This window comes from Plectonema radiosum NIES-515, assembly GCF_025753815.1.
GTDB classification, from domain to species: domain Bacteria; phylum Cyanobacteriota; class Cyanobacteriia; order Cyanobacteriales; family Nostocaceae; genus Hassallia; species Hassallia radiosum_A.
Map to the genome: position 1 here is coordinate 1 of NZ_JAOWRF010000160.1, position 11,088 is coordinate 11,088.

Annotated in this window: 12 protein-coding genes; 10 read left to right on the forward strand and 2 right to left on the reverse strand. The window is 44.3% G+C overall.

Annotation, left to right across the window (positions count from 1 at the left end; genetic code table 11):
• Nucleotides 1-147: 147 nt before the first annotated feature.
• The 10 genes from OGM63_RS10835 to OGM63_RS10875 all read left to right on the forward strand — a co-directional run bounded on the left by OGM63_RS10835 (nt 148) and on the right by OGM63_RS10875 (nt 8,288).
• Nucleotides 148-1,185 (forward strand): single-stranded-DNA-specific exonuclease RecJ family protein, encoded by a 1,038-nt coding sequence (locus OGM63_RS10835; RefSeq protein ID WP_375340479.1) that lies wholly within the window; start codon nt 148-150, stop codon nt 1,183-1,185.
• Between the two features lie 142 nt (nt 1,186-1,327).
• Entirely contained in the window at nt 1,328-2,455 is a 1,128-nt protein-coding gene (locus tag OGM63_RS10840; protein ID WP_318528442.1) for an AAA-like domain-containing protein, read from the forward strand.
• Complete coding sequence (locus OGM63_RS29565; protein ID WP_318528443.1) at nt 2,421-3,026, forward strand: AAA-like domain-containing protein; 606 nt, start codon at nt 2,421-2,423, stop codon at nt 3,024-3,026. Before OGM63_RS10840 ends, OGM63_RS29565 begins: the two co-directional genes overlap by 35 nt.
• Nucleotides 2,989-3,477 (forward strand): element excision factor XisH family protein, encoded by a 489-nt coding sequence (locus tag OGM63_RS10845; RefSeq protein WP_318528444.1) that lies wholly within the window; start codon nt 2,989-2,991, stop codon nt 3,475-3,477. The genes OGM63_RS29565 and OGM63_RS10845 overlap by 38 nt, the downstream gene beginning before the upstream one ends.
• Nucleotides 3,465-3,800, forward strand: a complete 336-nt coding sequence (locus OGM63_RS10850; RefSeq protein WP_263745541.1) for a XisI protein — start codon at nt 3,465-3,467, stop codon at nt 3,798-3,800. The genes OGM63_RS10845 and OGM63_RS10850 overlap by 13 nt, the downstream gene beginning before the upstream one ends.
• Before the next feature lie 78 nt (nt 3,801-3,878).
• Nucleotides 3,879-7,103 carry a CHASE2 domain-containing protein gene (locus OGM63_RS10855; RefSeq protein ID WP_263745542.1) on the forward strand — a complete coding sequence of 1,075 codons (3,225 nt, stop codon included), beginning with the start codon at nt 3,879-3,881 and terminating at the stop codon, nt 7,101-7,103.
• Between the two features lie 133 nt (nt 7,104-7,236).
• Nucleotides 7,237-7,371: a RelB antitoxin-like protein gene (locus tag OGM63_RS10860; protein ID WP_263745543.1), complete on the forward strand. Its 135-nt coding sequence runs from the start codon at nt 7,237-7,239 to the stop codon at nt 7,369-7,371.
• 58 nt (nt 7,372-7,429) lie between these two features.
• Entirely contained in the window at nt 7,430-7,531 is a 102-nt protein-coding gene (locus OGM63_RS10865; RefSeq protein WP_263745544.1) for a RelB antitoxin-like protein, read from the forward strand.
• A gap of 296 nt (nt 7,532-7,827) precedes the next feature.
• The gene (locus OGM63_RS10870; RefSeq protein WP_263745545.1) at nt 7,828-8,073 is read left to right on the forward strand and encodes a DUF6888 family protein; all 246 of its coding nucleotides are present in this window, start codon (nt 7,828-7,830) and stop codon (nt 8,071-8,073) included.
• Nucleotides 8,070-8,288, forward strand: a complete 219-nt coding sequence (locus OGM63_RS10875; protein WP_263745546.1) for a DUF6887 family protein — start codon at nt 8,070-8,072, stop codon at nt 8,286-8,288. Before OGM63_RS10870 ends, OGM63_RS10875 begins: the two co-directional genes overlap by 4 nt.
• A gap of 111 nt (nt 8,289-8,399) precedes the next feature.
• Here OGM63_RS10875 and OGM63_RS10880 read toward each other — a convergent pair whose 3' ends face one another.
• Both OGM63_RS10880 and OGM63_RS10885 read right to left on the reverse strand, forming a co-directional pair.
• Nucleotides 8,400-9,572 (reverse strand): hypothetical protein, encoded by a 1,173-nt coding sequence (locus OGM63_RS10880; protein ID WP_263745547.1) that lies wholly within the window; start codon nt 9,570-9,572, stop codon nt 8,400-8,402.
• A 352-nt stretch (nt 9,573-9,924) separates the two neighbouring features.
• Nucleotides 9,925-11,088: amylo-alpha-1,6-glucosidase (locus tag OGM63_RS10885; RefSeq protein ID WP_318528445.1), on the reverse strand; the 1,164-nt coding region annotated here is incomplete at its 5' end.

The window sequence follows — 11,088 nt, forward strand, 5'->3', positions numbered from 1 at the left end:
GAGAGAGGGGGAGGAGCCAGGTAGGACGAGGGGGAGAAGGGGGACAAGGGGGATTCTCCCCCATCTCCCCATCCCCCGCTCCCCCCCTCCCCCCCTCCTCTCGCAAGAGGTTCTGCCCGTTCGGTAAACTCAGTTGACTTGTATCAATTGGTAAAAGACCAAGCACATTTGTTACATCGCTTTGGGGGACACCCTTTTGCAGCGGGGTTGAGTTTGCCGGTGGAGAATATTCCTTTATTTACAGAAGCGATTAATCAACGCTTGCGGCAAACTTTAGGTGGGGCAACTTTCACACCAACAATACAAGCTGACTTGGCTGTAACGGTAGCAGACTTGGGAAAAGAGTTATTTAATGAACTGAAATTACTTGAACCGTGTGGAATGGGAAATCCTGTACCGAAACTACTGATTCAAAATTGCTGGTTTGAAAATTCTTGGAATCGCAATCAGCAAGATTCGCGAGGTAAAAAGGTACAGTATATTAAAACAGATTTTGAGATTCGGGATGATTCTTTCCGTAGCGGTTTTCCTGGCATTTGGTGGGGACATTACAAAGATGAATTGCCGATGGGAAGGTGTGATTGTATCGCGGAATTAGATTACAACACCTTCAAAAAACGCTATGAAATCAGATTAATTGCCGTGCGAAAAAGTGAAAACTCAACTTTATTTAAGCACGCTGTTAACCCCTCAGCATTAATAGTAGACTGGCGAAATGTTTCTATTAAAGAAGACTCAGCACTGATTGTTGAAGAGTGTCCCACAAGTTGGGATGATTTAAGAGCATGGTTAAAGCGATCGCTTTACAATCAACAACAACTAGCGATCGCTTGGTCTAAACCTGAGAATCAACCACCAGAGCAAATTTGGCTTATCCTTGTGGGAATTGCTAAATACCTCAGTCGCACAAATCAAACAGTTACCCGCATACAGCTTCTAGAAAAACTCAGCATTAAAGACCAAACGTTGTATTTTGGATTTAAAGCTTTAAAATGCTTAGGATTCACACTCACTCGACTCGATCGTAACTTGCAAATCACCTTGCATTCTACCAGTGTTGTCGAAACTCAAGCCGATGCTGCCGTCGAACAATTTTTAGCCGCAGTGCGAGAAGAACAATTTCAGCGTGAGTACTTTGCCGAAGTTCCTCTATCTACTATTGTTGTGATGATTAATAGTCAGTAGTAAAAGACTCGTTTTTAGACCACTATCATTGCCTCGTGTGGCTTTTCATCCCTAGACTAAAATCCCAGGGCTTTCAATCTCCGGCTATTTTATTGTAAACTGCATCTAAGTACAAAGCCCGTATTCATGAGATGATAGCATCGTGAAGAAAATTCTGATTTTGTCAGCAAATCCCACGAATACAAATAAGCTGCGTCTCGATGAAGAAGTACGCGAAATTGAGGCAGGGTTGGAACGCTCCAGAAGCCGAGATCAGTTTCAACTCATCAGCAAATGGGCAGTGCGTTCTAACGATTTGCGACGTGCTTTGTTGGATCACAAACCTGAAATTGTCCACTTTTGCGGACATGGAGCGGGGAGTCAAGGTTTAGCTTTGGAGAATAACTCAGGACAAATGCAGCTAGTGAAAACTGAGACACTGGCAGGGCTATTTGAGTTATTTGACAGTATAGAATGTGTCTTGTTAAATGCTTGTTATAGTGAGGCACAAGCGGAAGCGATTTACCAACACGTTGATTACGTGATTGGGATGAATCGAGCAATAGGCGATCGCGCGGCAATTGAATTTGCTGTAGGATTTTATGATGCGCTTGGTGCTGATAGATCCTATGAAGATGCTTATAAGTTTGGTTGTTTGACTATTGATTTAGAAGGCATTCCGGAATCTTCTACCCCAGTACTCAAAAGCAAAAACAATCGAAAAACTACTCCACAGCAACAGCCGAACCAAGATGAGGTGGAAAATTCATCCTCAAATCGAGAAGCTGTTCGAGTCCCAAAACCTAAGTCAGAAGAGATTATATATAAGCTGGCATTTCCCTTAGAACAACCAGAAGGGCAAATACCTTTAGATTCTGTCTATTATATCGATCGCCCGCCGATTGAAACGGACTGTTCTGAAGCTATCATCAAACCGGGTGCGCTGATTCGCGTTAAAGCTCCCCGACAGATGGGCAAAAGTTCGTTAATGATGCGAATCCTTGACCATGCAAGCAAGCAAAGCTATAAAACGGCTTGTTTGAACTTTCAGTCAGTGGATGGAGAATTGCTCGGCAATTTGGATCTTTTCTTACAGTGGTTTGCTGCGAGTATTACCGATGCGCTCTCATTACCAGAAAAGCTGGAGGAACATTGGAAAGGTGTTTTGGGAAGTAAGAATAAATGTACAAATTACTTTGAGAGATATTTATTACCTTCTATTGACACCCCCCTAGCTTTGGGTTTGGATGAAGTCGATGAGGTGTTCAAACATCCCGCGATCGAACCATGATTTTTTTGGGCTATTACGAGCTTGGCATGAACGGGCAAAAAACAATCCTGTTTGGAAAAAGCTCAGGTTGATAATTGTGCATTCTCAAGAAGTTTACATCCCCCTGAATATCAATCAATCGCCTTTTAATGTCGGATTACCCATTGAATTGCCAGACTTGAGTCAAGAGCAAGTGCAAGACTTAGTGCAACGACATGGACTTAATTGGACTGGAGAACAACTTGAGCAATTAATGACGCTTGTAGGTGGTCATCCTTACTTAACGCGGGTAGCTCTGTATCAAATTGCCCGTGGGAGGATGACGCTGGAGAAACTTCAGCAAATTGCCCCGACAGAGGAAGGACCCTACAGCGACCATTTGCGCCGCCATTTGCTGAATTTGCAAGAAAATGCTCAATTACTAGCCGCATTCAAGCGAGTGCTATCGGTAGATTCACCTGTAGACGTGGGGACAGCAGAAGCTTTTAAACTTCGCAGTATGGGGTTAGTGAAATTTCAGGGGAACGAGGTGATGCCTTTGTGTAAATTGTATTGTGAATATTTTGGCGATCGCTTGGGAATTAAAAGTTAACACACCAACCGTCGTCGTAAAATACATAAAAAAAGTGATGGCTAAGGACAAGTTTCACGATGCGGTTAAAAATGGCTTAATTAAGGAAGGGTGGATAATTACAGATGACCCATTGTACTTAGTTTTTGGAGGTGTTGATTTATATGTAGATTTGGGTGCAGAAAAAGTAATTGCTGCCCAAAAAGAAAATCAAAAAATAGCTGTTGAGATCAAAAGTTTTCTCAGCTACTCGGTAATTACAGATTTTCATCAAGCTGTGGGTCAGGTGATGAATTATCGATTAGTTATGCAACAGAAAGAACCAGAGCGTATTTTATATTTGGCTGTTCCTGCTGATGTTTATAAAACTTTTTTTCAGTTAGAATTTACTCGTCTAGCGATTCAGAATTATCAACTAAATATTATCGTTTATGATATTGAACAGGAGGCGATATTACAATGGGAAAATTAGATATTTATCGCAATCATATTGAAACTTTGCTGAAGGAATATAGCAATTACAAGCCTCGTTATGGGGATGTAGAAGTGCAGCTAATTTTTGACCGAGAACGCGACCACTATCAATTAATGAATGTGGGTTGGGATGGCAATGAACGCATCCGAGGATCAGTTTTACATTTAGATATTAAAAATGGAAAAATTTGGATTCAGCATGATGGAACTGAAGGGGGAATTGCTGGTGATTTGTTAGAGTTGGGGGTTCCTTCTGAGGATATTGTTTTGGCTTTTCAAGCTCCTGCGAGAAGGAAGTATACGGATTTTGCTGTAAGTTAAGGTATAACTGTTCACAGAATTTGAAACGCAGTGAAAAGCGAAAACTTCCTATTTTCCAGATGGTAGATTTATACCGCCATGAAACCTGAAGCGATCGCAGCCTACCAATATCAAGTTGGGGGCAGTCTCCCGACTGATGCCCAAACCTATGTCAAACGCCAAGCTGACAAAGACCTTTACGAAGCCTTAAAAGCTGGTGATTTTTGTTACGTTCTCAACTCGCGCCAGATGGGTAAATCTAGCTTGCGGGTGCAGACAATGCAGCGGTTGCAGGATGAAGGGTTTGCCTGTGCGGTGATTGATATCACATCTATTGGCACATCTGATATTACCCCAGAGCAATGGTATGCCGGGGTGATTGATTGTATGGTTGGCAGTTTTAATATTTATACAAGCTTTGATTTAGACGAGTGGTGGACTGAGAACGAATTGCTGCCATTTGTACAGCGTTTGGGCAAGTTTATTGAGACAGTTTTGCTCAACATAATTACTGAGAATATTGTCATCTTTATTGATGAAATTGACAGTATCCTCAGCGTTCCGTTTAAGACGGATGATTTTTTTGCCATCATCCGCGATTGTTATAACCGTCGCGCTGATAACCCGGCTTACAACCGTCTTACTTTTGCTTTGTTGGGCGTTTCTACCCCTTCCGATTTGATTCAAGATAAGCGTCGGACGCCTTTTAATATTGGTCGAGCGATCGATTTAACTGGGTTTGGGCTTGAGGAAGCGGAACCTTTAGCGAAGGGACTCGCTGTGGTGGGTGAACCGCAAACGTTGATGGAAGCGGTACTTTATTGGACGGGGGGACAGCCGTTTTTAACGCAGAAGGTTTGTAAATTGGTGCTGCAAGCTGCGGTAAGGGAGAGGGGGAGAGGGGAGGAGCGGGGGAGTGGGGGAGGGGGAGAGGATGAAATCCCGAATCCTCAGGCTTTTGTCGAGTCTGTGGTGAGAGAGCGGATTATCCTCAATTGGGAAGCCCAGGATGAACCGGAGCATCTGAGAACCATCCGCGACAGAATTATGCACAGTGGTGAAAAGCGAACTGGCAGATTACTGGGGTTGTGTCAGCAAATTGTGACCTCTCCCGGAACCTCTCCCGGAACCTCTCCCCTGCAAGGGGAGGGGAGAAATCATGCTCCCCCTTCCCTTGTAGGGAAGGGGGCTGGGGGGTTAGGTCAAAATCTCGGCGAGGGGGGGATTGACGCTGATGACAGCCCGGAACAAACGGAACTGCGGCTGACGGGGTTGGTAGTGAAACGCGATCGCAAGTTGCGGATTTATAACCGCATTTATGCTGAGGTATTTAATCAAGAATGGTGTGAGAAAATACTGGCAAAACTCCGTCCCTACTCTGATACATTGAATGCTTGGGTTGCTTCTGACTATCAAGATGAGTCGCGTTTGTTGCGGGGACAAGCTTTGCAGGATGCTCAAAATTGGGCTGCGGGTAAAAGCTTGGGTGATTTGGATTATCAGTTTTTTACTGCTAGCCAGCAGTTAGAAAGACGCGATGTTCAAATTGCTTTAGAAGCCGAACAAAATGCCCGCATAGAAGTTTTGCAGCTACTCAAACAGATAACAGAAGCTCCAATTTTGTCTACCCGTCTTCCATCAAACTTTGCAGTTGATACCAATTCTCTAAAATCACCAAAAAGTTTTCGATGGACAGCCTCAAAGATTGTAGCACTCATTACTCTGGGGGTTACAACCACACTGTTGGGATTGCGTCAAGTGGGTGGATTTGAACCTGTAGAACTGAAAGCTTTCGATCAGATGATGCAAAAACGTACCCCTCTAGATCCAGACCCGCGTTTGTTGATTGTCGGATTTAACGAAGACGATATTCAAAATTTGAAGCAGGGATCACCCACTGGGGAAACTTTAGACACAGTATTAAGCAAACTAGAGCGCTATCAACCAAACGTCATCGGTTTAGATTTATTTCGCGATCGCCCAGTTGAACCTGGTCATCAGAAGCTGTTAACACACATAAAAAATAGTTCGCGGATTGTTCCTATCTGTACAGTAGGTACAAAGAAAGTTAAATTTGTACCACCACCTGCGGGTGTAGAAGCTGAGAACGCAACAGTCGGTGCAAATAATCTTGAATCTGTACCACCACCTGCGGGTGTAGAAGCTGAGAACGCAGGATTCGCTGATATCCCAGAAGACAAAAATGGGTTGATTCGGCGAAATTTACTAGTGGTTACACCTGACTCTAAGTCAAATTGTCAAACTCCAGCTTCTTTTGGATTCCAATTGGTGCTTCATTACTTAAATATTCAACCAAAATTCACTCCTGAGGGAATGCAAGTCGGGAAAACGTTATTTAAACGTTTAGAAACTGACTCAGGTGGTTATCAAAACATAGATGCCAGTGGCTTTCAAATACTGTTAAACTACCGTTCTGGGAAGAACGTTGCTCAACAAGTTAGTTTATCAGATGTGCTAGGCGATCGCATCCAACCGAGTTGGGTGAAAAACCGTATTATCTTGATTGGCTCGACTGCACCAAGTTCCCAAGACATTCGTGATACACCTTATAGTGATGGCAAGCTGGATGACTCTGGCAAAATGCCTGGAGTAACAATTCATGCCCAGATGGTAAGTCAGGTTTTGGATGCAGCTTCTGGAAAGCGACCTCTATTTTGGTTTTTACCTGAATGGGGAGAGATTTTATTATTTGTAGGTTGGGCTACTGTAGGTAGCAGTTTAGCCTGGTACATCCGGCATCCTGTGATTCTAGTTTTTGCTGGCACATTGACACTGGGTATGCTATTCGGAATAAACTTCGGCATTTTCCTCCTGGGGGGATGGATACCAGTTATGACTCCGGCAATCGCTTTTTTGATTAATGGGGGATCTGTTGCAGCCTACCAGATAATTCGCGAACAGCAAATTAAGCAATTAGTTAGATGGGTTGAGCAGAAAAATAAAGCTAGTGGTTCAGCTTTAGATTTTAGTGATATGAGCATCACAGTCACCAACAGTATTTCTCAATTAACAAATTCAAAAGAGTCTAGTTTATCAGCAATTAAGCAACTCTTAAGCCAGCTTCAAACTACATTTGAAAGTGACCATAACCTACAACCTGACGACAAGGCTGAAGCATTACAGCAGTTAGCTTATTTAGTAGCATTTGCTAGCAACCCTACAAATAAGGAAATGAAAATAACTGCCAAAAGAGCAATCAGAATTATGGTGGGGATGATGGCAGATTTGCCTCATGCCAAGACATTTGTTTCAACACTTAGTGCGCTGCTGCCTGAGATTTCCAAATTGTTGCATTTGAGATAGTTGGATTAGGACGGTCAATTGTACAAGGAAGTTATGATTTATAACAGATGATCGTGTCAGCGATTTTCTCTTGTAGAGTCAGCGCGATCGCTCTATATGTTAAAAGTAAATCAACTACTTTGGGCAACGACCTGTGAAAGCTGAAGAATACCCTTTTGTTCAAGAATTAATTACAGACAAAAAAGGTCAAGTTCTCAAAGTTGTTTTAGAGTTTGAGGAATATCAGCGGTTGTTAGAAGCTATTAGACATCTCCAGAGTCATACGTAGAGACGTAGCACAGAATAGTCTCTTGGGGTTCGGGTAACGCATAGTTCATTTTCACCAGATGTCTATTGAAGATGAGGGATTAATGCGTGCGATGCAAGCATTTATTGGTGAAACTCCTTTGAATATGAAGCAAGCGCTTGAGAAACTCGAACAGCCATGAACTGTGAGTACCCGACGACTAAAGTCGCGGCTATAAAAACGAAGTCCGCCTGCGCGGACTAATCAGTTTTGAGTTGGAAAATACCGTGTTGGCTTTACATTATACGGTGAAACAATAACCTTTATAATCGCTCTTTTATTACTCTCGCGAGATTAAATTTGAAACCCTCTTTTCAGATTAGTCCAAGGTAGGCAAACGAGCGTTTGTGTAGCCGCGACTTCCAGTCGTCAGGGTTTCATAAGATTATTCTTTGCCTAAAGTCATAGAAGAGCGATAACCGCTATATAGTTTGAGGGGTGCGATCGCATGACAAATCAACTGCACGCAAGGTTTATAGTATCTATGTCAGAATTGAGGAAACGACCATCAATCCAACAGCCGAACAAGCATTAGCCTGTGTACGAGTCTGTCAATGGCTATCTAACTGCTACCTGGATATTCACTTATTCCGTTTCAATGACCAGGAAGGATATTTGTTTATTCTTGCTGGGGATGATCTGCAAATTATCGTTTTTCCATCAGGAAACTGGAGGTTTGAATGAAACCAAACTTTGAAACAATGTCCACAAAGGAATTAAGGGCTTATATTCTAACCCATCGAGAAGATACAGAAGCTCTAAATGCTCTATTTAATCGTCGTAGTCCTGACTCGGAAGCAGTTTGGTTTCACCCACCCCAATCGGAAGACGAGCTTCAACAACAATTTGAATTATTTACAAGTATTGTAAGTCAGAAGCAGGCAAATAAGAATACTTAAATAAGAGCGATCGCTATTTTTGTCGGATTAGGCGATCGCTCTTGATGTTAGAAGTAAATCAATATTTATAATTTAGGACTGACGTAACTGGCACATAAATTAGAAACTGCTCTACAAAGATGGAACCGCTACTCGATTGCCGGGGACAATCTGTGGCTGATAAGAAAACACCTCTCGGCTACTGGGATTTACGGTGACTTTGACCCAATTCACATCGTTGGTGCCATTCGCTGCATTGTCGCCAAATGTCTCGACACGAGTGAAGTTCTCAAGGCGTCTGCCTTGCTCATCCAAAAATGGCTTGTCAACGCGGTGGTAGTGCGAATCGCCGTGTACGTAGGCAACTGGTTTAGCGAAAGCAATCACCTCATCGCGCAACGCTAATAAAAAGCTCTGGAAGCCATCAGGCTGCCCATCGGTTTGCGCGAGTGTCCTGGGATCGCGCAGAGGTGCTCTGGTTCCGTCGGTCAGATCCCACCCCGGATTGCCTTGGGAGATAACCATGACCGCCACCGAATTGCGTGCCTTTGCCTCTTGAAAGGTTTCTCTCATCCATGCAATATTAGCCGCGTTTCGCGCTGTGTACTCCTCTGGGTCAGGCGCAGTGTCGCATAGGTTGTTGCACGAACCCTGGATATTGAGTGTCACATAAGTAACCTTACCGACCGTCCAGCGGCGGTTCTCAACACAGGCTACAGCGGTGTTGTTTGCACTAAGGCACAGCGGTGCCTTCTGCACCTGCTGCACTAGCCGACGCCGCCCGAGGGAAAATTTTGTGTTGAAGAATAGCTGACGCTGGTAGTCGAGGCGCTCGCGTGAGTTGAATCCACCGTTTGAGGGGCGATCGCAGTCAGTCCAATCGTTGTCACCCGGCGTGAAGGCTGCTGGTGCCTTCAGGGCGTTGAAGTAGCCCAGCGCCTGGGCGTAGACGGCATTTTCGCAGGTGGTCGGCGTGACCGAACCAGGCGTAGAGTTACCCGCCTTCAGGTCGCCGTCGTGGATTGTGAAAGCCAGTTTTTGCGCGTTCATGTCAGCGATGAGGTTCGGAACCCCCGTGGTCGCTTGTATATCTGAGTAGGGGAGATCGCCCCAAAGTCCGATGGCGTATGACTCGTTCTCGCCCTCGTACTCGTTCTTGCGATCGTACTCGTTCTCGCTGGCAGTCGCCAAACTGATTGCGGAACTTGCCAGGAACGGCACAATCAGCGCCAGTAAACACATTTTACGCAGCAAACGTCCAGTGCTGACGTGCTGAAACACTGAGTAGCCAAGCTTTCTCATCATTTCCTCGATTATTCTTTAAGTCTGTGAGGGCTTTTTGGACAATTAGCCGCTGCCCACGCCATTTAGGTTAGAAAATTAGATTACCAGATTGTCGATAACACATAGGTTATAGATAGGTTAAAAGTTCGCTTTTTTACAGGAAACGCTTTTTACGTTGGTATTGAGCCGAGATCCGGATACCGTTGGGGAATTCCTAAAATCTTCTTTTAGTCGTCTTTAGACTACTTTCGCTATTAGCCATAGGTTTCTAACCTATGGCGGATGATGCAACTGCTGCAATATTTGAGTCTAGTTATTTAGAACTGCGTTAATGAGTCTTTGGGATGAGCGGTAAACCCCTCACTACGAGTTTTTAACTGCGATAGTGACGAATTACTTCTGCAACTGACCAAGCTTGAGCGATCGCACCTCTGGGATGATGAGGTTCGTCACCATCAAAAATTTCCGAAATTGAGCCAATACAAGCATCATTAAGGAAGTGATCTAACAACGGTTGCCAATCAAAGGGCAGAGGTTCTTCTGGGTAAAAACGTTCCCAAGCGCGGATAAATGGACCTATTAGCCAACTCCAAACGGTGCCTTGATGGTAAGCGCGATCGCGCTGTTCTGAATTGCCTAAATATATACCTATGTATTCAGGATCGCTTCTATCGAGACTGCGAAGACCATAGGGAGTGAGCAAGCTAGATGTTGCTTTATCAAGTATTTGACGCCCGTGCTGTTGAGAAAAGCCACAGTGACGCAACGAAAGCGCTAAAATTGCATTTGGACGAATTTGAGAATTTCGGCGATCGTCTGGCTCAATCGTGTCGTACAAATAGCCTAGCTGGGGATTCCAGAACTTTTGTAGAGAAAATTGCACCTGTTTGGCTTGCTCAATATAACGTCGTGCTTGCTTAACTAAGCGCGTTGATTCCGCTGGTGGTTGTTGTTCGCTCAAAATTTCTGCCCAACGAGAAGCCCAACATAAAGCCGAATACCACAGCGCATTGATTTCCACTGGCTTACCGCGACGAGGTGTTACAGGCTGTCCCCCAACCACCGCATCCATCCAAGTCAGAGCCTCATTACGAGTATCCCAACTAACCAGCCCATCAGTAGAATCAACCTGAATATCGTACCGCGTACTGCCGACAAACGCTTTGTGGATTTGCTGCACCACCGGATATTGTTCTGCCAAAAATTCCCAATCTTGAGTAACTTCTAAGTAAAGTCCTAAAGTTTCAATCCACCATAGCGCTGCATCGATGCTGTTATAAAAGGGTTCCCCACCAGCATCAGGAAATACATTAGGGATCAAGCCATAATGACAGTAACGTCCAAAAGTTTCTAAAAGTCCTTTTGCCAGTTCAAAGCGCTGGGGAACCAACGCTAAACCCGGTAAAGCAATCAAGGTATCGCGTCCCCAATCATTGAACCAATGATAACCAGCAATCACAGTCGGTCCAGCAATTGAGGCTCGGTAAACGATAAATTGATCGCTTGCTCGTAGTAGTTTCTGCCAAATTGGGGAGAG

What these genes read in the sequence shown, in the direction of transcription:
- OGM63_RS10875 (WP_263745546.1), top strand. Translation starts at nt 8,070, where the DNA reads ATGAAACCAAACTTTGAAACAATGTCCACAAAGGAATTAAGGGCTTAT.
- OGM63_RS10865 (WP_263745544.1), top strand. Translation starts at nt 7,430, where the DNA reads ATGTCTATTGAAGATGAGGGATTAATGCGTGCGATGCAAGCATTTATT.
- OGM63_RS10880 (WP_263745547.1), bottom strand. Translation starts at nt 9,572, where the DNA reads ATGATGAGAAAGCTTGGCTACTCAGTGTTTCAGCACGTCAGCACTGGA.
- OGM63_RS10850 (WP_263745541.1), top strand. Translation starts at nt 3,465, where the DNA reads ATGGGAAAATTAGATATTTATCGCAATCATATTGAAACTTTGCTGAAG.
- OGM63_RS29565 (WP_318528443.1), top strand. Translation starts at nt 2,421, where the DNA reads ATGAGGTGTTCAAACATCCCGCGATCGAACCATGATTTTTTTGGGCTA.
- OGM63_RS10855 (WP_263745542.1), top strand. Translation starts at nt 3,879, where the DNA reads ATGAAACCTGAAGCGATCGCAGCCTACCAATATCAAGTTGGGGGCAGT.